This window comes from Paraburkholderia sp. MM5384-R2, from assembly GCF_014201025.1.
Classification (GTDB): domain Bacteria; phylum Pseudomonadota; class Gammaproteobacteria; order Burkholderiales; family Burkholderiaceae; genus Paraburkholderia; species Paraburkholderia tuberum.
On record NZ_JACHDI010000001.1, the window covers coordinates 66,971 to 91,815 of the forward strand.

The 24,845-nt window shown below is 66.1% G+C and carries 23 protein-coding genes and 2 pseudogenes; 19 read left to right on the forward strand and 6 right to left on the reverse strand.

The genetic code is table 11. The annotated features are described in order from the left end of the window. Nucleotides 1-7 precede the first annotated feature (7 nt). Both HDG37_RS00310 and HDG37_RS00315 read left to right on the forward strand, forming a co-directional pair. Nucleotides 8-766, forward strand: coding sequence for a F0F1 ATP synthase subunit B (locus HDG37_RS00310; RefSeq protein ID WP_184043399.1), 759 nt, complete (start codon nt 8-10; stop codon nt 764-766). Then, nucleotides 750-2,318, forward strand: coding sequence for a F0F1 ATP synthase subunit alpha (locus HDG37_RS00315; RefSeq protein WP_184043401.1), 1,569 nt, complete (start codon nt 750-752; stop codon nt 2,316-2,318). The genes HDG37_RS00310 and HDG37_RS00315 overlap by 17 nt, the downstream gene beginning before the upstream one ends. Nucleotides 2,319-2,562: 244 nt before the next feature. Here the strand turns inward: HDG37_RS00315 and HDG37_RS00320 are convergent, their stop codons facing one another. Next, the gene (locus HDG37_RS00320) at nt 2,563-3,174 is read right to left on the reverse strand and encodes an acetate uptake transporter (protein WP_184043403.1); all 612 of its coding nucleotides are present in this window, start codon (nt 3,172-3,174) and stop codon (nt 2,563-2,565) included. A 31-nt stretch (nt 3,175-3,205) separates the two neighbouring features. Further along, nucleotides 3,206-5,182, reverse strand: coding sequence for an acetate--CoA ligase (acs, locus tag HDG37_RS00325; RefSeq protein ID WP_184043405.1), 1,977 nt, complete (start codon nt 5,180-5,182; stop codon nt 3,206-3,208). A gap of 281 nt (nt 5,183-5,463) precedes the next feature. Between acs and chrA (HDG37_RS00330) the strand changes: the two genes are divergently transcribed. From chrA (HDG37_RS00330) to HDG37_RS00360, 7 genes and pseudogenes are all read left to right on the forward strand, one after another. Next, entirely contained in the window at nt 5,464-6,576 is a 1,113-nt protein-coding gene (gene chrA / locus HDG37_RS00330) for a chromate efflux transporter (RefSeq protein WP_260332706.1), read from the forward strand. Between the two features lie 158 nt (nt 6,577-6,734). Continuing rightward, a complete protein-coding gene (locus HDG37_RS00335; RefSeq protein ID WP_409259705.1) occupies nt 6,735-6,863 on the forward strand; it encodes a transposase domain-containing protein in 129 nt (42 codons plus the stop codon). A 43-nt stretch (nt 6,864-6,906) separates the two neighbouring features. Beyond that, on the forward strand, nt 6,907-7,218 hold the full coding sequence (locus HDG37_RS00340; RefSeq protein WP_184003716.1) for a hypothetical protein: 312 nt from the start codon (nt 6,907-6,909) through the stop codon (nt 7,216-7,218). Between the two features lie 181 nt (nt 7,219-7,399). Next, entirely contained in the window at nt 7,400-8,641 is a 1,242-nt protein-coding gene (chrA, locus tag HDG37_RS00345) for a chromate efflux transporter (RefSeq protein WP_184043407.1), read from the forward strand. 156 nt (nt 8,642-8,797) lie between these two features. Then, entirely contained in the window at nt 8,798-9,652 is an 855-nt protein-coding gene (locus tag HDG37_RS00350; RefSeq protein WP_184043409.1) for a potassium channel family protein, read from the forward strand. A 173-nt stretch (nt 9,653-9,825) separates the two neighbouring features. Next, nucleotides 9,826-10,101 carry a DUF1488 domain-containing protein gene (locus tag HDG37_RS00355; protein WP_184043411.1) on the forward strand — a complete coding sequence of 92 codons (276 nt, stop codon included), beginning with the start codon at nt 9,826-9,828 and terminating at the stop codon, nt 10,099-10,101. A gap of 48 nt (nt 10,102-10,149) precedes the next feature. Next, nucleotides 10,150-10,313, forward strand: a pseudogene (locus HDG37_RS00360) (Hsp20/alpha crystallin family protein); the annotation flags it as partial. A 179-nt stretch (nt 10,314-10,492) separates the two neighbouring features. Here the strand turns inward: HDG37_RS00360 and HDG37_RS00365 are convergent. After that, nucleotides 10,493-11,206: a cytochrome b gene (locus HDG37_RS00365; RefSeq protein ID WP_260332707.1), complete on the reverse strand. Its 714-nt coding sequence runs from the start codon at nt 11,204-11,206 to the stop codon at nt 10,493-10,495. A 222-nt stretch (nt 11,207-11,428) separates the two neighbouring features. On the opposite strand from HDG37_RS00365, the gene HDG37_RS00370 reads away from it, so the two are divergent. The 5 genes from HDG37_RS00370 to HDG37_RS00390 all read left to right on the forward strand — a co-directional run bounded on the left by HDG37_RS00370 (nt 11,429) and on the right by HDG37_RS00390 (nt 17,240). After that, nucleotides 11,429-12,361 (forward strand): LysR family transcriptional regulator, encoded by a 933-nt coding sequence (locus HDG37_RS00370; protein ID WP_184043413.1) that lies wholly within the window; start codon nt 11,429-11,431, stop codon nt 12,359-12,361. Between the two features lie 120 nt (nt 12,362-12,481). Continuing rightward, nucleotides 12,482-13,690 carry a YbfB/YjiJ family MFS transporter gene (locus HDG37_RS00375; RefSeq protein ID WP_184043415.1) on the forward strand — a complete coding sequence of 403 codons (1,209 nt, stop codon included), beginning with the start codon at nt 12,482-12,484 and terminating at the stop codon, nt 13,688-13,690. Then, nucleotides 13,687-14,970: an MFS transporter gene (locus tag HDG37_RS00380; RefSeq protein ID WP_184043417.1), complete on the forward strand. Its 1,284-nt coding sequence runs from the start codon at nt 13,687-13,689 to the stop codon at nt 14,968-14,970. Before HDG37_RS00375 ends, HDG37_RS00380 begins: the two co-directional genes overlap by 4 nt. A gap of 58 nt (nt 14,971-15,028) precedes the next feature. Then, nucleotides 15,029-16,129, forward strand: a complete 1,101-nt coding sequence (locus tag HDG37_RS00385; RefSeq protein WP_184043419.1) for a nitronate monooxygenase family protein — start codon at nt 15,029-15,031, stop codon at nt 16,127-16,129. Nucleotides 16,130-16,295: 166 nt separating this feature from the next. After that, nucleotides 16,296-17,240: a LysR family transcriptional regulator gene (locus HDG37_RS00390; RefSeq protein WP_184043421.1), complete on the forward strand. Its 945-nt coding sequence runs from the start codon at nt 16,296-16,298 to the stop codon at nt 17,238-17,240. Between the two features lie 31 nt (nt 17,241-17,271). Here the strand turns inward: HDG37_RS00390 and HDG37_RS00395 are convergent, their stop codons facing one another. Both HDG37_RS00395 and HDG37_RS00400 read right to left on the reverse strand, forming a co-directional pair. Further along, on the reverse strand, nt 17,272-17,982 hold the full coding sequence (locus HDG37_RS00395; RefSeq protein WP_184043423.1) for an SDR family NAD(P)-dependent oxidoreductase: 711 nt from the start codon (nt 17,980-17,982) through the stop codon (nt 17,272-17,274). 200 nt (nt 17,983-18,182) lie between these two features. Further along, a complete protein-coding gene (locus tag HDG37_RS00400; RefSeq protein WP_184043425.1) occupies nt 18,183-18,605 on the reverse strand; it encodes a VOC family protein in 423 nt (140 codons plus the stop codon). A 196-nt stretch (nt 18,606-18,801) separates the two neighbouring features. Here HDG37_RS00400 and HDG37_RS00405 point away from each other — a divergent pair, with 196 nt between their 5' ends. The 5 genes from HDG37_RS00405 to HDG37_RS00425 all read left to right on the forward strand — a co-directional run bounded on the left by HDG37_RS00405 (nt 18,802) and on the right by HDG37_RS00425 (nt 24,352). Further along, nucleotides 18,802-19,239 (forward strand): MarR family winged helix-turn-helix transcriptional regulator, encoded by a 438-nt coding sequence (locus HDG37_RS00405; RefSeq protein WP_184043427.1) that lies wholly within the window; start codon nt 18,802-18,804, stop codon nt 19,237-19,239. 85 nt (nt 19,240-19,324) lie between these two features. After that, nucleotides 19,325-20,887, forward strand: a complete 1,563-nt coding sequence (locus tag HDG37_RS00410; protein WP_184043429.1) for a DHA2 family efflux MFS transporter permease subunit — start codon at nt 19,325-19,327, stop codon at nt 20,885-20,887. Between the two features lie 106 nt (nt 20,888-20,993). Further along, complete coding sequence (locus tag HDG37_RS00415; protein WP_184043431.1) at nt 20,994-21,431, forward strand: MarR family winged helix-turn-helix transcriptional regulator; 438 nt, start codon at nt 20,994-20,996, stop codon at nt 21,429-21,431. Between the two features lie 55 nt (nt 21,432-21,486). After that, complete coding sequence (locus HDG37_RS00420; protein WP_184043433.1) at nt 21,487-23,007, forward strand: efflux transporter outer membrane subunit; 1,521 nt, start codon at nt 21,487-21,489, stop codon at nt 23,005-23,007. A 34-nt stretch (nt 23,008-23,041) separates the two neighbouring features. After that, nucleotides 23,042-24,352, forward strand: coding sequence for an HlyD family efflux transporter periplasmic adaptor subunit (locus HDG37_RS00425; protein ID WP_184043435.1), 1,311 nt, complete (start codon nt 23,042-23,044; stop codon nt 24,350-24,352). Between the two features lie 60 nt (nt 24,353-24,412). On the opposite strand, the pseudogene HDG37_RS00430 reads toward HDG37_RS00425, so the two are convergent. Next, nucleotides 24,413-24,829, reverse strand: a pseudogene (locus tag HDG37_RS00430) (LysR substrate-binding domain-containing protein); the annotation flags it as partial. Between the last annotated feature and the right edge of the window lie 16 nt (nt 24,830-24,845).

The following is a 24,845-nucleotide window of genomic DNA, read 5'->3' on the forward strand; positions in this document are numbered from 1 at the left end:
GCATGCGATGAAAATCGACTGGTCGACGCTCGCGCTGCAGACGCTCAACGCGCTGATTCTGGTCTGGCTGCTCGCGCGCTTTCTGTTCCGTCCGGTCGCGAAGATCATCGCGGAGCGACAGGCGAGCGCGAATGCGCTGACCGGCGACGCGAACGCCGCGAAGCTCGCGGCGCAGGCCGAACGCGAGGCGCTGCGGGCCGAACGAGAGCAACTCGCCACGCAGCGCGCGCAGGCGTTCGCGACGGTCGAGGCCGACGCACGCACACAGCACGCGGCGCTGCTCGACGCCGCGCGCGACGAGGCCGAGCGGCTGCGCGCCCAGGCGGCCGCGGACCGGCAGCGCGAGCGCGCGGGCGAGGCCGAAGCCGCGTCGGCGGCGGCCGCGCAGCTCGCCGTCGACATCGCGGGCAAGCTGCTCGACCAGTTGCTCGACCGGTCGCCCGAGGACCTGCGCGTTGCCGGGTTCATCGACGGACTCGCGGACGGCGTGCGCCGGCTGTCGCCCGGCGCGCGCGCCGCGCTTGCCGGGGACGTGCCGCTGCGTGTTAGCGCGCCGCGCGCGTTGACGCCGGACGAGCACGCCGCGTGCGAAACGGCGCTCGCGGCCGCCTTCGCACAGCGCCTCGAATTCGATACCGACATCGACCGCACGCTGCTCGCGGGGCTCGAACTGTCGGGGGCGCACGCCGTGGTGCGCAATAGCTGGCGCGATCAGCTCGACCAGATTCACGGTGAACTGCTTCGCGACGATGGCCACGCGCGCTGACACCGCCGACGCGTGGCTCGCGCGCAAACGCGCCGCGCTCGCGCGCGTCGCGCTCGAACCGCGGGCGGCGAGCATCGGCCGCGTCGAACAGATCGCCGATGGCATCGCGTTCGTGTCGGGTCTGCCCGACGCCGCGCTCGACGAGGTCGTCGAACTCGAATGCGGCGTGCGCGGCTTCATTCATTCGCTCGACGTGGCGAGCGCGAGCGTCGTGCTGCTCGATAGCGGCGACGCGGTGCGGGCCGGCATGCGCGTCGTGGGGACCGGCAGCGTGCTCGACGTGCCGGTCGGCGACGCGCTGCTCGGCCGCGTCGTCGATCCGCTCGGCCGGCCGCTCGATGACGGCGAGGCGGTGGGGACCACCACGCGTTTGCCTGTCGAGCGCGCGGCGCCCGCGATCATCGATCGCGACTTCGTCAGTGAACCGCTGCAGACGGGCGTGCTGGTCGTCGATGCGCTGTTCGCGATCGGGCGAGGGCAGCGCGAACTGATCATCGGCGATCGCGCGACGGGCAAGACCTCGCTCGCCGTCGAGGCGATCGTCAATCAGAAGCACAGCGACGTGATTTGCGTGTACGTCGCCGTCGGGCAGCGCGCGACGGCGGTACAGCGGGTGATCGATGCCGTGCGCGAGCATGGCGCGTTCGAGCGCTGCATCTTCGTCGTCGCGTCGGCGGCCGCGCCGTCGGGACTGCAATGGATCGCGCCGTTCGCGGGTGTGTCGATCGCCGAGTTCTTTCGCGATCGCGGCCAGCACGCGTTGATCGTGATCGACGACCTGACCAAACACGCGGCGACGCATCGCGAACTCGCGCTGCTCACGCGCGAGCCGCCCGGACGCGAAGCGTATCCCGGTGATATTTTCTATCTGCACGCCAGACTGTTGGAACGCGCGGCGAAACTGTCGCCCGCGCTCGGCGGCGGTTCGCTGACCGCGCTGCCGATCGCCGAGACCGACGCCGGCAATCTGTCGGCCTACATTCCGACCAACCTGATCTCGATCACGGACGGACAGATCGTGCTCGACGCCGCGCTGTTCGCCGCGAACCAGCGTCCCGCCGTGGATGTCGGCCTGAGCGTGAGCCGGGTCGGCGGCAAGGCGCAGCATGCGGCGCTGCGCGACGTCGCGGGCCGCTTGCGGCTCGACTACGCGCAGTTTCTCGAACTGGAGATGTTCAGCCGCTTCGGCGGTCTCGCGGACGCACGCGTCAACGCGCAGATCGAGCGGGGCAAGCGGATTCGCGCGCTGCTCACGCAGCCGCGTTTCAACGCGTTGCGCGTCGCCGATCAGATCGCGCTGCTCGCGGCGCTCGCCGCCGGCGTGTTCGACGGCGTCGCGCCGGAGGTGACGACGTGGGTGCGCGACAAGCTCGGCTCGGCGGACGACGCGCACACTGACGCGGCCCCCGCGGCGTGGCTGCGCAACGCGCTCGACGACACGCTGCGCGACAGTCTGAGCGGGCGCATTCGCGCGCTCGTCGAACGGGCGACGCACGAACGCGCGGGCGCGACGCAAGCGGCAGGGAACCCCGATGACCAGCAAGCTCGGTGAGAACGAAAGCCGTACCGCTTAGGCGAGGCAGATCGAAACGGTGATCGGCATCGTGCCGGGACGTGCGCGCGCCACAAGTGGTATCCGTCCTGGGGACGTGGCAAAGCCAGGGGGCATGGGATGGCGCCCCGTTGCACGATCGAGGGCGAATTGCGCGCCTGAATGAGCACGGCCAGACGCCAAAACCCGCCGCGCATGTCGGATTCGCGACGGGCTTGGTGAAGCGCCGAATGCGCGCGATCAGTCACTCCGCAAAACGCGTCACCACCGCGGCACCGACCGTTTCCATTTTGACGAGCCCGGGCTTCGCGCCGACTGGCAGCACGGTGCGGCCCAACGACTCGTTGATGATCTCCGCCGCCGACAGATAGAACGCCAGCAGCGCGGTCAGCAGTCCGCCATAGCCTCCCGCGTGCCGCAGTGTCGCCGAACCGAGCCATTCGCCGGCCGCGAGCAGAAAGAAGGTTGCCCACAGCGCGACGAACACGCACTGCAGCGCGCGCGATGAGCGGAACGTCGCGATCCACATATAGAACGTGAAGACGCCCCACAACAGCAGATACCAGCCGACGAACGCGGCCGGCACCTGCTCGTGCAGGAACAACGCAAACAGCCCGAACGACCACCAGAACGCGCCATAGCTCAGAAACGCGGTGGCGCCGAACGTGTTGCCGCGCGGAATCTCCAGCAGTCCGGCAACGATCTGCATGCTGCCGCCGAACGCGAACGCGACGGCGAGCACGAGACCGAGCGAGCCGCCGCTGAACCAGCCTGCGTTGATCATGCTGAGCAGCCAGGTGGTCATCGCGAAAGCCGCAAGGCCGAGCGATGCTGGGTTGGGTGCGGTGGGTTTCATCGTGAAGTCTCCTGAATCGATCCGGGGGGGCTTACTCGTGGTGGCCGAACTGCCGCAGCACGGCGGGGTTTTCGACGGTCGACATGTCCTGCGCGAGCGTTTCTCCCTTCGCGACCGAACGCAGCAGACGCCGCACGACCTTGCCGGAGCGCGTCTTCGGCATGCTGTCGCCGAAGCGGATTTCCTTCGGTTTGGCGATCGGCCCGATTTCCTTGCCGACCCACGCGCGCAACTGGTCGGCGAGTTGCCTTGCTTCGGTGCCTTGCGGGCGTGGGCCCTTGAGCACGACGAACGCGACGATGGCTTCGCCGATGGTCTCGTCGGGCCTGCCGACGACCGCGGCCTCCGCGACCAGCGGATGCGCGGCGAGCGCCGATTCGATTTCCATCGTGCCCATGCGGTGGCCGGACACGTTCAGCACGTCGTCGATGCGGCCGGTGATCGTGAAGTAGCCGGTCTGCGGATCGCGGATCGCGCCGTCGCCGGCCAGGTAGAGCTTGCCGCCCAGGTCCGCGGGGTAGTAGCCGCTGCGGAACCGCTGGGGATTGCGCCAGATCGTGCGCAGCATCGACGGCCACGGCTCCTTGACGACCAGCAGCCCGCCCTGGCCGTTCGGCAGTTCGCAGCCGGTTTCGTCGACGATCGCCACCTCGATGCCAGGCAGCGGCAACGTGCACGATCCCGCGACGAGCGGTGTTGCGCCCGGCAGCGGCGTGATCATGTGGCCGCCCGTTTCGGTTTGCCAGAACGTGTCGAGCACCGGACAGCGCCCGCCGCCGACTTCGCGCGCAAACCACTCCCACGCGCTCGGATTGATCGGCTCGCCGACGGTGCCGAGCAAACGCAACGAGTCGAGGTCGAAGCGGCGCGGATGCACGCCGCTGTCCGTCTCGGCGGCCTTGATCAGCGAGCGGATCGCGGTGGGCGCCGTATAGAAGATGCTGACCTTGTGCCGCGCGATCATCTCCCAGAACCGTCCCGCGTCCGGCCACGTCGGCACGCCCTCGAAAATCACCTGGGTCGCGCCGACCGCGGTCGGGCCATAGCAGATGTAGCTGTGTCCCGTGATCCAGCCGATGTCGGCCGTGCACCAGTACACGTCGTCCGCGCGCAGATCAAACGTCCACTTCATCGTGACGGCGGCCCACAGCAGATAGCCCGCCGTACTGTGCTGCACGCCCTTCGGCGTGCCGGTCGAACCGGACGTGTACAGCACGAACAGCGGATGCTCGGCACCGACCCATTCGGGCTCGCAGGTGTCGGGTTGGGCCGCTTCGAGTTCGTGCAGCCAGCAGTCGCGCGGTTCGTCCCACAGGATCGAGCCGCCCGTGCGCCGATAGACGATCACGGTATGGATGCCGTCGGTGCCTGCCATTTTCAGCGCTTCGTCGACGACGGATTTCAACGGCAGGTTCTTGCCGCCGCGCATCTGCTCGTCGGCGGTAATGACGGCGACGGCGCCGACATCGACCATCCGTTCATGCAGCGACTTCGCCGAGAAGCCGCCGAACACGACCGAATGCAACGCGCCGATGCGCGCGCAGGCCTGCATCGCGACGACGCCTTCGATCGACATCGGCAGATAGATCATCACGCGGTCCCCACACGCGATGCCGCGCGCGCGCAGCGCGTTCGCGAGGCGGCACACGCGCGCATGCAGTTGCCGGTAGGTGACGGTCGTCACGCTGCCGTCGTCGGCCTCGAAAATGATCGCGGTCTTGTTGGCATTGCCGTCGAGCAGATGACGATCGAGGCAGTTGTACGACGCGTTCAACAGACCGTCGTCGAACCATTTGAAGAACGGTGCGTTCGATTCGTCGAGTACCTTGGTGAAGGGCCGGCGCCAGCTCAGATGCTCGCGCGCGAGCCGCGCCCAGAAGCCGGTCCGGTCGCTGCGCGCTTCGTTGACGAGCGCTTCGTAGGCGGCCATGCCGTCGATGGCCGTGTCCGTCAGAAGCGGCGGGGCGGCCGTTTCCGGCGCTTGATGGTTGATGGCGACAGTGGACATAGTCTCCTCGCTGGCTTGAATGAGTGATATGGGACGGGCACACCGCGACTGCCGATATCCAACGATCGGCGGCGCGGCTGCGTGCATGACTCGAGCGGTGCTCTGGATGTCGCGACCAGTGTGTTGCGGGAAGCAAGGGGCCCGATTGACCCAGATCAAGCGCGGGTGCGGCGCGTGGTCGCGCCGTAGGCCTCTATACTGTGCGTCGTCAAACACGAAGCCCGTCGACGGCGCCTTGCCCGCCGGCTCTCGAAATCGGCAGCGCTCGAACCCGCACATCCATGGATACTGATTTGTCGTCGCCGCGCCGCTCACGGCTCACGCGCGTGATCGAGGTTCTCATCGTCTTTCTGAAACTCGGGCTGACCAGTTTCGGCGGTCCGATCGCTCACATCGGCTACTTCCGGCGCGAGTTCGTCGAGCGGCGCCGCTGGCTCGACGATGAAGCCTTCACCGACCTGATCGGCCTGTGCCAATTTCTGCCGGGACCCGCGAGCAGCCAGGCGGGGTTTTCGATCGGGCTGCTGCGGGCCGGGTGGGGTGGGGGGCTAGCGGCCTGCTGCGGCTTCACGCTGCCGTCGGTACTCGTGATGCTGGCCTTTGCCGCGATCGCGCCGGACCTGGGCGGCGCGCTCGGCACGGGCGTGATTCACGGCCTGAAGCTCGTCGCGGTGGCCGTCGTCGCGCAGGCTGTCTGGGACATGGCGCGGCGTCTGTGTCTGGATCGCCGCCGCGCGGCGATCGCGCTCGCATCGCTCGGATTGCTCAGTGTGCCCGGCACCGTCTACGCCCAACTGATCGTGATCGGCGCCGGCGCCGTGCTCGGTGTCGCGCTGTGCCGGACCACGGCGGTGCAAGCGCCACGCGCCATTGCTCAGCGGGCCGGCGATTTTCAGGTGTCGCGCCCGGCAGGCATCGTCGCGCTAGTGGTCTTTTGCGCATTGCTGTTCGCGTTGCCGCTATGGGCGGCAAGCGGGACCTCGCAAGGCATCCGCGTATTCGATGCGTTCTATCGCTCCGGCGCGCTCGTGTTCGGAGGCGGCCACGTGGTGCTGCCGTTGTTGCAGCGGGCAACCGTCGCGACCGGATGGGTTGCGCCCAACGACTTCCTGGCCGGCTATGGCGCGGCCCAGGCCGTACCCGGACCGCTGTTCACGTTCGCGGCGTTTCTCGGCTGGATGATGGCGCTGCCACCCAGACACTGGATCCATGGACAACGGGCTTCTACTGTTTCCGGTCGCGGCGCTTCACGTCGAAGCAGCCGACGAGCCACTCTGGTTCCGCCGCGCGCCCAGTTCGCGCGCGGCCATCATCTCCGACTTCGGCGAAGTGACCGAGGTGCTCGCGCGTGTGCCGGAATCCTGGTGCGTCGCGTATATCGTCGCGTCAGTTGAATACGTGATCGGCATGCCCGTCCAACCGGCATGCCGATCAAGGTCGCCATCACTGCCGACGAACTCAATGCGTTTCTCGCGATACGCGAGGCGTACGATTCGCTTCAACGCGAGCACGAAGAGGTCTGCACCTTGATGCGAGCGCCAATCTCTATTCGTTGGTCGAGACCTGCAAGGTCAACGGCATCGATCCCTATCGCTATCTCACCTGGCTATTTCAGCGTCTGCCTTCGGCGAAAAGCGTCGACGACTACGACGCGTTGCTACCCATGGAAGAAGCCCGATGAGCATCGCTGATCTTTATCGTCACCACACCTACCGGAGGAAAATATGACCGAACCGAAACAGATCAAAGCGTATATCCAGGATGCGTCAGGTCAGTTGCTGCCTCTTGCTGCGGATTCACTCATTCTCGAATTCCCGTCCGGCGAATCCCTGGAGATCGCTTGGGACACACCGCATCCTGACGACCCCCGGCCAGTTTGCGCGCAAGTATGGGGTGGGCGTCGCGTGCCGGTCGTTCAGACAGACGCCGATCTCGATGAAGTAAAACGCCGAACAACTCCGGTCGCGATCTTACCGTCAGCCGGGAACCTTGTGCTGGTTCATCCTTACTCGTTTAGCAAACACAAGCACGATTAGAATCCTCTGTCGTTCGAGCACGGCGCTTCTCAAATGAATGCCCTCTGAGAGACGCCAATGATGGATCGCATACGGATCAATCGCGGGTGCGGCGCATGGTCGCGCCGTAGGCCTCTATACTGGGCGTCGTCAAACACGAAGCCCGGCTCTCGAAATCGGCAGCGCTCGAACCCGCACATCCATGGATACTGATTTGTCGTCGCCGCGCCGCTCACGGCTCACGCGCGTGATCGAGGTTTTCATCGTCTTTCTGAAACTCGGGCTGACCAGTTTCGGCGGTCCGATCGCTCACATCGGCTACTTCCGGCGCGAGTTCGTCGAGCGGCGCCGCTGGCTCGACGATGAAGCCTTCACCGACCTGATCGGCCTGTGCCAATTTCTGCCGGGACCCGCGAGCAGCCAGGCGGGGTTTTCGATCGGGCTGCTGCGGGCCGGGTGGGGTGGGGGGCTAGCGGCCTGGTGCGGCTTCACGCTGCCGTCGGTACTCGTGATGCTGGCCTTTGCCGCGATCGCGCCGGATCTGGGCGGCGCGCTCGGCACGGGCGTGATTCACGGCCTGAAGCTCGTCGCGGTGGCCGTCGTCGCGCAGGCTGTCTGGGACATGGCGCGGCGTCTGTGTCCGGATCGCCGCCGCGCGGCGATCGCGCTCGCATCGCTCGGATTGCTCAGTGTGCCTGGCACCGTCTACGCCCAACTGATCGTGATCGGCGCCGGCGCCGTGCTCGGTGTCGCGCTGTGCCGGACCACGGCGGTGCTAGCGCCACGCGCCATTCCTCAGCGGGCCGGCGATTTTCAGGTGTCGCGCACGGCAGGCATCGTCGCGCTAATGGTCTTTTGCGCATTGCTGTTCGTGTTGCCGCTATGGGCGGCAAGCGGGACCTCGCAGGGCATCCGCGTATTCGATGCGTTCTATCGCTCCGGCGCGCTCGTGTTCGGAGGTGGCCACGTGGTGCTGCCGTTGTTGCAGCGGGCAACCGTCGCGACCGGATGGGTCGCGCCCAACGACTTCCTGGCCGGCTATGGCGCGGCCCAGGCCGTACCCGGACCGCTGTTCACGTTCGCGGCGTTTCTCGGCTGGATGATGGCGCTGCCACCCAGACACTGGAGCGGCGCACTGCTGGCGACAGTGGGCATCTTTCTGCCGGGTCTGCTGCTCGTTCTCGCCGCATTGCCGTGGTGGCAGGCGCTGCGCGCGCGTGCGGCGATGGCGGCGGCGCTTGCCGGCGTCAATGCCGCGGTGGTCGGCCTTTTGGCCGCCGCGCTTTATTCGCCGGTGTGGACGAGCGCGGTCCTGTCGGCGACGGATTTCGCCGTGGCGTGCATCGGCTTTTTGCTGTTGCTGCGCTGGAAGGTGCCCCCGCTTGCGGTCGTCGTGCTGTGTGTGGCGGCCGGCGTCGCGCAAACGGTGCTGCACCCGCTCTGACAGGCTGATCGCGCACGCCTTGCACCAGCACTGATCTGCATCAAGGCTGACAGCCGCGGGTCGGTTAGCCTGCAACGATGATCGCGCGGCCTCGGTGCGTTTGCGGCACCACGACGGTATCGCGCGAAACCCGACAGGCCGGAAGCCATTCGCGCGATGACGGACCACATGATCGACCACGGCCTCGGCGGCTACGGATTGGGCGGTGCCAGCGCGCACGACGGTCCGCGCGCCGTGCGGGCATGGCGCCACCTGCGCTGGGGGCTGTGCGCGCTGAGCTTTTGCGCGATCCCCGCGTTCTACGTCGAACTGACGGTGCCCACCCCGCTGGCGCTGAGCCTGTCGCGGACACTATACGTCGGCATGTTCGCCGGCTTCGCGTTGTCGTTCACCTGGCTGGCCCATCTGAGCAGACGGCCGAAGACGCTGCTCGCGAACAACTGGCTCGACCTGCTCATCGCGTTGGGCGCGGCGCTCAGCACCGGTTTCGGAACGCCGCCGTGGCAGCCCGTCGAATGGCTGCTGCGGCTGTCGTTCATGGGTGTCGTCGCGTTGCGCATCGTGCTGTCGCTGCGCGAATTCGTCACGCCGAACCGATTGATGTGGCTGCTGCTCGCCGGCGCGCTCGTGCTCGCGATGGCCGGCGCCGGATTTTACTGGCTCGATCCACACGTGCACTCGTACTCCGAAGGGCTGTGGCTTGCGTTCGAAAGCAGCGCGACCGTGGGCTATGGCGACATCGCGCCGACGACGCCCGCCTCGCGTGTGTTCGCGGCATTTGTCGTGCTGCTCGGCTACGGCATGTTGTCGCTGGTCTTCGCGAGCATCGCCGCGGCATTCATCGGCAAGGAAGAGAGGGCGTTGCGACGCGAGATGCATCGGGATATCAAGCATCTGAACGATGAAATCGTGCGCCTGCACGCTGAGCTGAAGGCGTTGCGGCAAACGCTCGACGCCGCCGCGCGACGCGGCGACGCCGCTGCGGGTTCCGTGACGCGCACGGGCGAATGACCCGTTCGCGCTGACAGGGCCGCGGCAAACGGGGCCAGCGCGGACCGCGCGGAACCCCGCCTTGACGCACGTCAAATCCGCCGTGGATTGCGTGATTAAGCTGGAGACGTCGCGGCGGGTCCGCTACCTCGCATCCGCCGATGCGGCACTTCATGCCCGTGGGGGGCGTCACCATGCACATTTCCTTTCCATCCTGCATGCCCGAATACTGCGCCCGCGATCTGGTGCTGGCGTTTCCGGCGCTCGTCGACGATCGGCCCGTGCAGTGCGCGATCACGGTCGAGGCGTTCGAAGACCATTTCGGCGCGCGCTCGCTGCGGGAAGACGATCTGCTCCAGGCGTTCCTCGCGCACCGTTCCCAGATCGAACAGGCCGCCCGGCGTCTGCTCGACGAGCTCGGCGCCAGGCCCGTGCTGCTGCATAGCGGGTTTTTCAGGTTTTGCGCGTGACGGGTCGGGCGGGCACGCTTGACGTGGATCGACGACTCGTCGTCGCGGCGGGTGATCCGCCGCGAGCGCTACGCCGGCACCTTCAGCCGCTCGTTCGCGCTCGGCGGCGAGGTCGACGAGGCGAACGCGAAGCCGAGTACAGGGATGGCGTGCTGTCGCTCAGCTTGCCGAAAAAGGCGTCGGGCGATCGCAAGCGGCTGACCATCGACTGACACGCGAGGATGGCGCGCTGTCACGGGCGCGCCTTTTTGTTGCGGCGAAGGTCCGGCTGAAGCGCGCGCCAGTCTGCCGGAAAGCGCTCGCGCACCTTCGCACCCGAATGGGTGTGCTTCAGCGCGAGCAAGCCGATTGTTTCGTTATCGGTCGAGCGCCGGGCGGGCAAGTGAGCGGCTTACGCGTCGCCCGCTTTGCCCGGCAGCATGCGCTTGAGCACGTCGTCGCGCAGCACATAGTGATGAAACAGCGCGGCGGCGGCATGTCCCGCCGCGATGACGATGATGGCCCAGCCGACGAAATCATGAGCCTCACCAATGGCGTGATGCGTCGCCTTACTGGTCGGCGCGAACGGAGAGGGCATCAGCAGCCCGAAAAAGCTCATCGATTCGTCGCCGGACCATCGCAGTACGAAACCCAGTACCGCTTCGCCGACCAGCAGCGCGTACAGAACATAGTGGACGCCTTTCGCGGCCCGCTCGACCCATCCCGCGGCAGACACGGGAGTTTGATGTCCGGGTATCAGACGCCACCCAATGCGCACGATCAACACGGCCGAAAGCAATATTCCAAACGACATGTGGGAAACGATCATCAGGTGCCGCGCGGGTTTAGGCGCAAACCCCCAGGTTTGGGCGAGTCCAAATTGGGCCAACACCAGAATCACCGTGATCCAATGCAACAGGATCGAGAAAGAGTCGTATTGCGTGCGGTCATCGCCGGCTGCGATTCGCGTCGCCGTCGCGGTCGCGGATGAATGTTTGAGGTTGGTCATCGGGTCGAGCGAACGGGATGGAAAGGTTGAGGCTGAGACGCCACAAAAAACGCTGGCTGAGCTTGCACGCGGAGTGCCATCACCACGGGCGCAGCAAGCTCGCGGTGCTCGCGACATTTGACGTACCCAGCCCGCTAGCGGCAGCGGAGCGTACCAGGACCTGCTGAACAACTTCTTCAGGGTATGCCAAGCGCCGCACTAGCGCCACATTCAGTCTTACGATTGTGCAGCCGTGCATGCCACGCTGTCGCTTCTCGTATTCCGCTAAGATCGTGCCGGAACTCACCGCCCTAAAAGACTGCGGCGCCACCTAGGCCCAATCTCAAGCTCAAACACGCAATGGACCGTATCGACGCCATGAAGGTATTCGTCGCCACGCTCGACGAGGGCAGTCTGGCGGGCGCAGGCCGTCGGCTGGGCCGCTCGCCCGCGGCTGTGAGCCGGGCCATCGCGTTTCTGGAGACGCACACGGGCACGCCGCTGCTACACCGCACCACGCGCACGATCCGGCTCAGCGAGGCGGGCGAGCGCTATGCGCTGGCGTGCCGGCGCATCCTCGCGGATCTGGAGGAGGCGGACCTGCTCGCAGCCGACGAGCGCTCCGCGCCGCGCGGACTGCTAGGCGTGACGGCGGCGGTGGCGGTGGGCGAGGAGGTGCTGCGCCCGATTGTCGATTCGTTTCTCGATCGCCATCCCCAAGCGTCGATCCGCCTGCACCTGCTCGACCGGCCCGTGAGCCTCGTCGACGAGGGCATCGACGTGGCGTTGCGCATCGCTCATCTACAGGACTCCACGCTCGTCGCCATTCCGGTGGGCGAGGTGAGGCGGGTGGTGGTCGCTTCGCCCGACTATCTCGCCACGCACCCGGCCATCGATGTCCCCGCCGATCTGGCCAGCCATCCGATCATCTCGATGACGCATTTCGGGCTCGATTCGTGGAGCTTTCCGGCGGCCCGTCTAACGGCGCTGCCGCAGGTCGTCCGGTTCACGCCGCGCTTCATCGTCAACACGATTCGCGCTGCGCTGTCTTCGGCCGTGGCCGGGCATGGCGTCACGCGGCTTTTCTCCTATCACGTGGCCGAGCAGGTCAAGGCCGGCGCGCTGAAAATCGTGCTGCGCGACAGCGAGCATGCGCCGTTACCCGTCAACCTGGTGACGCCGCACGGGCGCCTTGCGGTGCCGAAGGTGCGCGGTTTCGTCGATTTCGCCACGCCGCTGCTGCGCGAGTATTTCGAGCGGGCTCAGCAAATCACCGACGCCGATCGACGCTGATTCGATCGCCGCGCGGAAGAATGACTTACGCAGTGCGGTGATTCTCCCGAGATGCGAGTCGTTCTAGACTGGCTCCCATATTCATCGGGTGCTTAACAGCACCGGTCCATGGGAGTCGTCATGCAGCAAGCCATCTCGAATCCGGCCGCTCCGGCCGGCTACAACGTCTGGCGGGGCACGCTCGCCGGGGCCAGCGCGAGCCTGATCGGCATCGGTCTCGCGCGCTTTGCCTATACGCCGCTTTTGCCGGCTATCATCGGCGCGCACTGGTTTCCCGCCTCGACCGCGGCCTATCTCGGCGCGGCGAACCTCGGCGGCTATCTGGCCGGCGCACTGCTGGCGGGCGCGATGGTACGCGTGGCGAAACCCGCCACCGTGCTGCGCGCGATGATGCTGCTCGCGACCATCGCCTTCGTGGCCTGCGCGGTGCCCGTGTCGTTCCTGTGGTTTTTCATCTGGCGCCTGGCCTCGGGGCTCTCGGGCGGCGCGTTGATGGTGCTCGCCGCACCCACGATCCTCGCGCACGTGCCGGCGGCGCGCCGGGGCTTCGCGAGCGGTGGCATCTTCACGGGGATCGGGCTCGGCATCGCGGCCTCGGGCACGATCGTGCCGATTCTGTTGCGTCAGGGGCTCACGTGGACCTGGCTCGGGCTCGCGGCCGTTTCGCTCGCGCTGACCGCCGTCGCGTGGAACGGCTGGCCCGAGCACACCGCACCCGCGCACGCCGCTGCACGTTCGCGCTTCGAAACAGCGCCGGCCTATCCTCGTGCCGGCCTGCGCGCGCTCTATGCCGAGTATGGTCTGAACGCGGTGGGGCTCGTGCCGCACATGCTGTTCCTCGTCGATTTCGTCGCGCGCGGGCTTGGCCGCGGCGTCGATGCGGGCGCCGAATTCTGGGTGCTGTACGGCCTCGGCGCGATCGTCGGGCCGCTCGCGGCGGGGCATCTCGCCGATCGCGCGGGTTTCGGCCGCGCGCTGCGCGTCGCGTATCTGGTGCAGGCCGTTGCGGTCGCGATTCCCGCCGCGGGCTTGTTCGGGTCGGCGGGGCTGATGGTCTCCGCCTTTGTCGTGGGCGCATTCACGCCGGGTATCGTGCCGCTGGCGCTCGGCCGCGTGAACGAGTTGCTCGCGCACCATCCGTCCGCCGTCAAGGGCGCATGGAGCCGCGCAACGACGAGCTTCGCCGTGATGCAGGCGCTGGCGGCCTACGGTCTTTCGTTCGTGTTCTCTTCAAGCGGCGGCAATTATCTGGTGCTCTACGCGATTGGCGCGGTGGCGCTTCTGCTCGCACTCGCCGTCGATCTGTTTTCCGCACGGAGCGTGAAATGAATGCCACGGTTTCCTCTTCACCGGCGGCGCTCGTGCCGACGCACCTGCAGCGCGACGCGCGGCCACGCGGCTACGCCGAGCGCAACCTCCAGTACTGGCGGCGCAATCTGGTCGTCTGCGTGATCGGCTCGTTCACGACGCTCGTGAGCCTCAGCATGCTGCTGCCGTTCCTGCCGCTTTACGTGCGGCAACTCGGCGTCAGCTCGCCGTCCGCGGTGATCCAGTGGTCGGGCATCGCCTTCGGCGCGACCTTCCTCGGCACCGCTCTTACCGCGCCACTGTGGGGGCGTCTGGCCGACCGTTTCGGCCGCAAACCCATGCTCGTTCGCGCGGCGATCGGTATGGCCCTGGTGATGTCGTTGATCGGCGTGGCGCACAATGTCTACGAACTGGTCGCGCTGCGTCTGATCGCAGGTCTGGTGGGCGGCTATGCATCGGCTTCCACGGTGATGGTGGGCACCCAGGCGCCGCGCGAGCGCGCGGGTTGGGCGCTCGGCATACTTTCGACGGGCGCGCTCGCGGGCAATCTGGTCGGGCCGCTCATCGGCGGCGTGCTGCCAGACTGGATCGGCATTCGCGGCACGTTCTTCGCGGGCGGCGCGATGATCGCGGCGGCGGCGCTGCTCACCATCTTCGTGGTGAAGGAAGAGTTTCACCCGGATAGCGACGCGAAAGCTCATGCGCGCCGCACCGCCGACGCGCCCGCCCGACGCACCAATTACGCGGTGGTGGCCGCGCTCCTCGTGACCGCGATGATGGTGCTGCTCGCCAACATGTCGATCGAGCCGATCATCACCATGTATATCGGCGGCCTTGGCGTGAATGCCACGCATCTTGCGCGCGTGGCCGGCGTGGTTATGGCATGCTCGGCGCTCGGAAGCATGCTGACGGCCGCGCGCCTCGGCGCGCTGGCCGACCGGTTCGGGAGCTGGCGCGTGATCGTTGTCTGCCTCGTGCTCACGGGGCTGGCGATGGTGCCGCAAGCCTTCGTCACGCACTGGTGGCAGCTCGCGGCTTTGCGCGTGCTGATGGGTATGACGCTCGCGGGCCTGTTGCCCTCGATCGGCAAGCTGGCGCGGCAATCGGTGGATGAAAGCAGGACCGGCCGCATGCTTGGTTATCTGCAATCGGCGCAATTCAGCGGCCAGGTGGTGGGACCGGTGATCGGCGGCGTGATCGGCGTTCATCTCGGGCTGCACGCGGTGTTCTTCGTGACCGGCGCGCTGCTGATCGCTTGCGGCGGCATCGCGGGCTGGGCGCACCGCCGCGCTGGGGCCTGACATGCTGGCACGCTGGCAGGCACATCGAATCGTTTAACGCATCCGGTGGGAAGGGAACATGAGCACACAAGCGGATAATCGCGCGTTACTGCGCACGCTCGGCATCGACAAGCCGATCATTCAGGCGCCCATGGCCGGCGTCACCACGCCGGCGCTGGCCGCCGCGGTGTCGAACGCGGGCGGTCTCGGCTCGCTCGGCGTTGCCGCGATGAACGCGGAGAACGCGCGCCGCGCGATCCATCAGACTCGCGAGCTAACGACGAAGCCTTTCAACATCAACGTGTTCTGCCATCGCCCGGCGACACCCGATGCGGCCGTCGAGCGTGCATGGCTCGACTGGCTCGAACCGGTGTTCCGGCAATACGGCGCGACGCCGCCGCAAGCGCTCTGCGAGATCTACACGAGCTTCGTCGTCGACACCGCGATGCAGGCGATGCTGCTCGCGGAGAAGCCGGCCGTCGTGAGCTTCCATTTCGGCTTGCCGCCCGATGCGGTGATCGCGCAACTGAAGCACGCGGGCATCCGTTTGCTGGCGAGCGCGACGAATCTCGACGAAGCGGCGGCGGCCGTCGAGGCGGGTGTCGATGCGATCGTCGCGCAGGGCATCGAAGCGGGCGGTCATCGCGGCGTGTTCGACACGACCGGGCGCGACGAACGCCTCGGCACGTTCGCGTTGACGCGCCTGCTCGCGAGCGAGTTCGACCTGCCCGTGATCGCGGCGGGCGGCATCATGGACGGCGCCGGCATCGCGGCCGCGCTAGCGCTGGGCGCGCAGGCTGCGCAATTGGGCACGGCGTTCGTCGCGTGCCCGGAAACCTCGATCGACGACGGCTATCGCCGCGCGCTGCTCAGCGATGCGGCGCGCTCGACGACGTTCACGTCGGCCATTTCGGGGCGGCTCGCGCGCAGCATCGTCAATCGCTTCACCGCGCTCGGCGAGGACCCGCAAGCCCCGCGCACGCCGTCCTATCCGATCACCTATGACGCGGGCAAGGCGCTCAATGCAGCCGCCAAGGCCAAGGGTGAATTCGGCTACGGCGCGCAATGGGCGGGCCAGGCCGCGCCGCTTGCGCGTTCGCTGCCTGCCGGCGAACTGATGGCGCAACTGGAACGCGAAACGCGAGAAAGTATCGAGCGGCTCCAATCGGCGTGGAACTAGCAGTCCAGCTTCAATACCATCGCAGAGACGGAACTCATCGGCACGCGTGGTGCATGCGCGGGCCGATGTCCGATTAGCTTCCAGCCTCGGTTCCGCACCCATGCATTCGGTCCAGCGTGGCCGCGATCGACGGGTTCTCAAGCCAATAAAACAAAGGCGGACAGGCATGCAACGCAAATTCGACGATCTCCTGCTGGGCAGCATCGAGCTCTTCTGTCTCGCGGCGGAGCTGGACAGCTTCACGCTGGCGGCCAACTCCGCGAGTGTCACACCGGCGGCGGTGAGCCGCTCGGTGGCGCGGCTCGAGGAACGGCTCGGCGTGCGCCTGTTCGTGCGCACTACGCGCCAGATCCGTCTGACCGACGCGGGGCGGCGCTACTTCGAGCAGTGCCGTCAGGCCCTGTCGCAACTGATGGACGCCGAGCGCGAAGTGACGGGCGAGCAGACCACGCCGGCCGGCGTGCTGCGCATCAGCATGCCGACGCCGTATGGGCACTATCGCGTGTTGCCGCTGCTGCCGGCGTTTCGCGAGCGCTATCCGCAAGTCCGGGTCGAGACGCATCTGAGCAACCGCAACATCGATTTCGCGGACGAAGGTTTCGATCTCGCGATACGCGGACGCGCGCCGGCCGATTCAAACCTCGTCGCGCGCAAGCTCGAAGACGCGGAAATGGTCGTGGTGGCGACGCCCGCCTATCTGAAGCGCGCGGGCATGCCGAAAACCGTCGAGGACCTGCGGGCGCACGAGTGCATCCAGTTCGAACTGCCGAGCAGCGGCCGTCATCTCGCCTGGACCTTCGAGGGTTCGCCTGAAGATGGCGACGTGCTGACGACGGGAAACTATGGAACGTCGGGCGATGCGCTCGCCGGCGTGACGCTCGCGCGTGCCGGCGCGGGCCTGTTTCAGACGTATCGCTTCGTCGTGGAGGACGACCTGCGCGAAGGTCGGCTCGTGGAAGTGTTGCGCGAAGCGGGCGGACGCACGCGGCCATTCATCCTGCTTTATCCGCACGCGCGCTACCTGACCTCGCGCGTGCGAGCTTTCGTCGAATTTCTCGTCGAGCAGTTGGCCAAACCCGCGACGCCCGCGCCGAGCACGCGCGCGCATTGAGCGGCGCGCGCCGCGTCATCGCATGGCCCGCTCAGTGGCCTGCGCTCTGGCCGCCGTCCACATGCAGAATCTCGCCGGTCACGAACGGTGCCGAGTCGAGATAGAGGATCGCATTCACGATGTCGCTCATCTCGCCCATATGACCCACTGGATGCAATGCGCCAAGCGCCGCATGCGTTTCGGGCGCGTGCATCGGTGACTTGATGATGCCGGGCGAAACCGCGTTGGCGCGAATTCCGCGCTTCGCATACTCGATCGCGAGCGAGCGGGTCGCGGCGGCGAGGCCCCCCTTGGTCAGCGAGGCCAGCACCGACGGCACGCCGTCAATCGCGTGATCCACGAGGCTCGTCGTGATGCTGACCACGTGCCCGCGTTCATGCTTCTCCATCTCGGCGATCGCGAGCTGCGTGATGTGGAAGAAGCCCGCGAGATTGATGCCGGTGATCGTCGCGTAATCTTCCGCGGTGTATTGGGTGAACGGCTTGGCGACAAAAATGCCGGCATTGTTGACGAGCGTGTCGACACGACCGAAGCGCGCCACGGCCGTCTCTATCACCCGTCGAGCCGTGGCCGGATCGGCGATGTCACCGGCCACGGTGACGAGGTTGGGATCGTCGGACGGCTTGATGCCGCGCGACGTCGCAACCACGTTATGGCCGAGCTTGCGAAATGCCTTGACGGTTTCGGCGCCGATGCCTTGCGATGCACCGGTGACCACGATGACTTTGGGAGACTGACTCATAGTGAACCTCGAAGTAGGTTGGATCAGCAATCTGTGATCGGACTGATGGCTCCGATAGCTACTAATTTATGAGGTCGTGCTCCTCTTTTGCACACAAGGCGCGGACAAACAGTTGTGCGCCGCAGGAACAAGCGGTGAGTGATGGCGCGTAGCGGCAGTGGTCCTGTTGGTGTCGGCCGGTCCGTCGCGCGCATCCGCGTTCACGATGCCTGGGTTCGCGGGTCGTGGTCGAACTCGAGTCTGATGCCGCCCGGCTCGTACACCATCGTGTGGCGTTTGGGCCCGCTGCCGAGGTCTTCGGGCGCGAATTCGACTTTGACGCCCGGCCAGGCGGACACGCGCGCGAAGATGTCCTGCAGTGCTTCTTCGCTGCCCACGCGCAGCGCAAGATGATGCAGTCCGACATGGACCTTGCGATCGAATTCGACGAGGCGGCTTGAATCGGTGACCTGCCAGAGCGTCACCATGACGTGTCCGTCCGACACGAACGCAGCCGGATAGGCAGGCCTTTCTCCCACCTGCTGCCAGCCCAGACACTTCACGAAGAAGTCGCGTGTGAGGTTCAGATCGCGGACGGTGAGTCCGACGTGATCGATACCCAGCGTAAGCGGTTTGTCAGTCATCCTTCTGTCACTCCTGAAGTGAGAGCGGGCAGCGCCCGAATCCGCGCCGGAAAGATTTTCGCCCCAAGGAATCGCGACAATAGTCGCCGGCAGTTCAATTCAGTTTTTACACCATGTAGCGCATACGGCGAGGAAATCCGCTTGCATCAATCTGCATAGTCAAATATATTAAAGTCAGATATTGAGGAGGCGACCGATGGATGATTCGATCAACGAAGACTTTGAGCGCACGCAGAAGCTGGTGTCCGTGCTGGGTCAGGCGCGTCAGCTGATTGCAAGCGAACTCGAGGCGGGGCTCGCGGATGCAGGACTGAATCTGCAGGAGCGCGGCGTTCTGCTTACGTTAGCGCGCGGGAGAGTGAAAACACCGGCCGCACTGTCGAAATTGGCGGGCGTCCACCCGGCCCGGATGACCCGAGTGCTGGACAAGCTCGAAAACAGCGGACTGATCGAGCGCGCCCGCAACGGGAGGGATCGTCGTCTCGTGGATGTGTCGTTGACGCAGGAAGGGCAGACCGTCGCCGCCCGGAACACACGGGTTATCCAGGGAGCATGGAGCGAGCGGCTTTCGCATTTCTCGAAGTCCGATTTCGACGCGTTGAGCCTGCTGCTTTCAAGACTGCTCGACCGCTGAGGCGGCATTTTTTTAACCATTTATCTGACATTGCAGATAATCGCCCGCGACTGACGGGCGCTTCGAACCGAGACGAGGACGTGACATGAATCCATCGGCCAACCCGGGCGCGCCGGCCCAACTGACTGGCGCAAAGTTTGCACTCGGCACGTTTGCGGTGGCGCTCGCCACCTTCATGAACGTGCTGGATTCGTCGATCGCCAACGTCGCGATTCCTACGCTGTCCGGCAACCTCGGAGTGTCGATCGACGAAGGCACATGGGTCATCACGCTGTTTGCCGCGGCCAACGCAGTGTCGATTCCGTTGACAGGGTGGCTCACGCAGCGCATCGGCCAGGTCAGGCTGTTCGTCTGGGCGATCCTGCTGTTCGTGCTGTCATCGGCGGCGTGCGGGCTCGCTCCGAACCTGATGGTGCTGCTCGCCGCCCGTGTCGTGCAGGGCGCGGTGGCGGGGCCGCTGGTGCCGTTGTCGCAGGCCATGCTGCTCGCGTCGTTTCCGAAGGAAAAAAGTTCGAACGCGCTGGCGCTGTGGGCCATGACGGCGACGGTCGGACCGATCGCGGGCCCGGCGCTCGGCGGCTGGATCACCGACAGCTACAGCTGGTCGTGGATTTTCTACATCAACGTGCCGGTCGGCCTGTTTGCCGCCGGCGCGATCTGGGCGATCTACCGCGACCGCGAGACGCCGGCCCGCAAACTTCCGATCGACAAGGTCGGACTGATCTCGCTGATCGCATGGGTCGCGCCGCTGCAGATCATGCTCGACAAGGGCCGCGACCTCGACTGGTTCAGCTCGCCGGTGATCTGGGTACTGACGATCGTCGCCGTGGTCAGCTTCCTGTTCTTCCTGATCTGGGAATTGACCGAAGAAAAACCGATCGTCAACCTGCGGCTATTCGCCAGACGTAACTTTCTCGGCGGCACGATTGCGATTTCGGTCGCCTATGCCATCTTCTTCGCCAATCTCGTGATCCTGCCGCAGTGGATTCAGGGCTTTCTCGGCTACCGGGCGGTGGACGCGGGGCTCGTGACCGCGCCGCTCGGCATTTTCGCCGTGATCCTCGCCCCGGTGATGGGCAAGATCATGCCTCGTTCGGACATGCGGGTGCTTGCCACGCTTGCGTTCGTCGGATTCGCCGGCGTGTTCTTCATGCGCTCGAACTACACGACCGGCGTCGACGCCTGGACACTGGTGTTGCCAACGCTGCTGCAAGGCATTCCAACCGCGCTGTTCTTCACGCCGCTCACCGCGATCATCCTGTCGGGTCTGAAGCCGGAGGAGATTCCGGCGGCGGCGGGTCTGTCCAACTTCGTGCGCATTTTCGCGGGAGCGGTGGGCACGTCGTTGATGAGCACCGCGTGGAACGACCGTACGATCCTGCACCATGCGCGCCTTGCCGAGCAAACGAGCGTGGACGATCCTGGCTTTACCGGCGCGATCGCGCACTTGCAGGCGGCGCTGGACGCGGGCGTTCCCAAGGCCACGGCGTTTTACGAAGCCTCGCTGAACGCGCAGGCGACGATGCTCGGCCTGAACGACATCTTCTGGATCTCGGCGGTGATCTTTGTGGTCATCATCCCGCTGATCTGGGTGACGAAGCCGGCCAAGGGTGGTGCCGCGGGCGCGGCAGCCGCCGGCGGGCATTGAATCCAATTTGGCAACCCAGTTCGGGCGGAAAACGAAACACACAATCCTCTCCTTGCCATTATCTGATAATACAGATATTGTTCAAATCAACGAGGAGGACACCGCCATGGACCATTACACGACGAAGAACTTCATGCTTACCGAGAGTATCGGCTTCAGGCTCGTCAAGGCCCGCAACGTCGTCGTGGCGGAGATGGACGCGGCACTCAAGGACCTCGACATCAACGGCCAGCAAATGGGCATCCTGCTTTCGCTGAAGCAGGGTGTGGCAAGCACGCCTTTCGAGCTGTCGAAGCTGCTCGGAATCGACACCGGCCTGATGACACGAATGCTGGACAAGCTGGAATCCAAGGGGCTGCTGAAACGATCCCGCGACCCGCAAGATCGCCGCGTGGTCAATTTGACGTTGACCGCCGAGGGGCAGAAAACCGCCGCACGGATTCCGGAAGTCGCACCGCATGTGTTGAACGCCCGCTTGCGCAAATTCACGAAAGGCGAGTTTGCCGAGCTGGACCGCCTGCTTCGCAAGTTCACAGGCGATTGAGCGGCGCGGCCGTGTGCCGCGCTTTTTTTCACCCATTAATCTGATTTGTCAGAAAATGAAAACGCAGACTTCTAGGGCAAACACCGTCGCCCGTTCGCTGAAGCTCGGTGTTTCGGTGATCTCCTTCGCCGTGCTGGCGGCCTGTGCAAACTATGCGGGCATCCACAGCGACAAGCAGATCGATCAACCACGGCAGCTGGAAACGTCCCAGAGCCTCCCGCAAGAGCAGGGGCACTGGCCATCCGCCGACTGGGTCGACCAGTTCGGCGACGCGCAACTGAAAGCATTGATCGTCGAGGCACTGCAAGGTAGCCCGACGCTCGACCAGGCGCGCGCGCGAGTCGAGCAGGCGCAAGCCTATAGCGAAACGGCGAGGGCGAACACGCTGCCGCGCGTCGATGCGTCGTACGCGCTGACGCGCCAGCAGTACAGCAGCACCGCGTTGATTCCGCCGCCGTACGCCGGCTCCTGGCAGACCGAGAACAAGGGGCTGCTGAGCGCTTCTTACGATCTCGACCTGTGGGGCAAGAACCGCGAGGCGCTGCGCGCGGCTGTCTCGGAGGCGTCCGCGAGCGAGGCCGACGTGGAAGTCGTCAGGCTCACGCTCGACACCTCGATCGCCCGCACTTACAACGAGCTGGCGCGGCTCTACGCATTGCGCGACATCGCGCAGCAGGAAGTCGCGCGGCGCGAGCAGATCGACCGCATCACCGCGAGCCGCATCGCAAGCGGCCTCGATACCGAAGTGGAGCGCAAGACGGCCGAGGCGAATCTGTCCACGAGCCGTGCCCGCGTCAGCGCGCTCGACGGCAGCATCCTGACCACCCGGTATCAACTGGCGGCGCTGCTTGGCAAGGGTCCCGACCGTGGACTCGCGATCACGCGGCCTACGCTCGGCGTCGGCGACGACGTGCGTCTGCCGGACAACCTGCCGGCCGATCTGCTGGGCCGCCGGCCCGACATCGTCGCGGCGCGCTGGCGCGTCGATGCGATCACGCACGAGGTGAAGGAAGCGAAGGCCGAGTTCTATCCCGACATCAACCTGAGCGCCGCGATCGGTTTCGACGCGTTCGGCTTCGGCCGCCTTTTGAGCGCCGCGAGTCGCACGGCCTCGGTGGGCTCGGCGATCCATCTGCCGATCTTCGATGGGGGTGAGTTGCGCGCGCAGTTGAAGGGCCGCTACGCCGAGTTCGACTATGCGGTGGCGACCTACAACCAGACGCTGATCGGCGCGCTGAGCGGCGTGGCCACGCAGATCGCGCAGATCCGCTCGAGCGACGCGCAACTCGGCGATGCGCAGGCCGCGCAGCGGGCCGCGAGCGATGCCGATCGACTGGCGACCACGCAATACAAGGCCGGCCTCACCAACCAGCTGACCGTACTCAATGCCGACGTCACCGCGCTGAATGCCGACGAGGCGATCGCCAATCTGAAGATGAACCGCCGCGACCAGCAGATCGAGCTCGCGTCGGCGTTAGGCGGCGGCTACGTCGATACGTCGGCCAGCACCGGCCATCACGCGGACGTCGCCGCCGTCCCGACCCGTCAAGCCAATGCCGCGGTTGCCGCACGTTGAACGGCAGGTCGGAAAACCTATCAGGAGAACTGCAATGAGCGATTCGATCACGACCGACCGCGAACTGGCGGATCGGGAAGACGAACAGAAGACCGGCGGGCAAGCGCCTGCCACGCCCCAAGACGACAACAAGGCCACGCCGCCGGCACGCCGCAAACGCCTGATCGCGCTGCTCGGCGCTGCGGTCGTGCTCGCGGGCGCGGCCTACGGCGGGTACTACCTGACCGAGGGCCGATATCACGAAGTGACCGATGACGCGTACGTCAGCGGCAATCTCGTGCAACTGACGCCGCAGGTCACCGGCACCGTGATCGCCGTCAACACCGACGACACGCAGATCGTGAAGCAGGGCGACCCTGTGGTCACGCTCGATCCGGCCGATGCAAAACTGGCGCTTGCCGATGCCGAAGCGCAACTCGGCCAGACCGTGCGCCGCGTGAGCGGCCTGTATGTCAACAACGACTTCTACGCGGCGAACGTCGCTCAGCGCGAAGCCGATCTGGGCCGCGCCCGCGACGACCTGCGCCGCCGCGCGGCCGTCGCGGACACGGGCGCCGTGTCCGCCGAGGACATCGCACACGCCCGCGACGCGGTCAGCGTCGCACAGGCCGCGCTCGAAGCCGCGCGCCAGCAGGGTGAAGCCAACCATGCGCTGACCGATCGCACCACGGTCGAGCAGCATCCGGACGTGCAGGCCGCCGCCGCGAAAGTGCGGACCGCGTGGCTCGCCTATGCGCGCGATACCTTGCCGGCGCCGGTGACCGGCTACGTCGCGCAGCGCCGGGTGCAGGTCGGCCAGCGGGTCGCGCCCGGCACGCCGCTGATGGCGATCGTGCCGCTCGACGGCGTATGGGTCGACGCGAACTTCAAGGAAGTGCAGCTCAAGCACATGCGGATCGGCCAGCCGGTCACGCTGACATCGGACGTGTACGGTAGAGGCGTGCGATATCACGGGCGTATCGAGGGCTTTTCGGCCGGCACCGGCAGCGCGTTCGCGACGCTGCCGGCGCAGAACGCCACCGGCAACTGGATCAAGATCGTGCAGCGGCTGCCGGTTCGCATCGCGCTCGACCCGGCCGAGCTGGCAGCGCATCCGCTGCGTATCGGCCTGTCGATGGCGGTCGACGCCGACACGCGCGACGAATCCGGTTCGCAGTTGGGCGCGGCGCAGAACACGCGCTATCGCACCGATGTTTTCGCGCACTACGATGCGCAGGCCGACGCCGAGATCGACAAGATCATCCGGCAAAACGAAATGGTTTCACGTGCGATGGCCGCGCAACCGCAATCGCAACCCCAATCGCAACGCGTGGCGTCGCACGAGCACAAGGCAAATGCGGGTTGAAGCGCGTCAAGCGCAGCCTGTCGCGACACAGCGTGAAGCGGCAGGTCACCGAGGCGGGGCTCAACGGCCGAGCGCCGCCTCGTCCTCGGCCAACGCCGTCGGTACGGCCTCGCGCAGGAAATCCACGAAAGTTCTGATTTTGGCGTCCAGATACTGGCGCGACGCGTGGACCGTGAAGGCCGTCAGTTTCTGCAGCCGATACTGCGGCAGCACGCGCACCAGTGCGCCGGTGTCGAGCAAGGGCAGAGCGCTCGGCATCGGCAGCGCACCGATACCCACCCCTTCGCGCAGCGCGACATCGAGCGCGTCAGGAAGGTTGATTTCGACCGCCGCCTTCGGAAGCTCGACCGTTTCACGGCCGTTGGGTCCGTCCAGATGCGAGCGATCGCGCGGGAAAACCGACATGACGAGTTGTAGGCACGTGTGACCCCGAATGTCCTGTACCGTGCGTGACGTACCGCGCGCGTGCAGATAAGCTGCCGTGAAGCTTCCT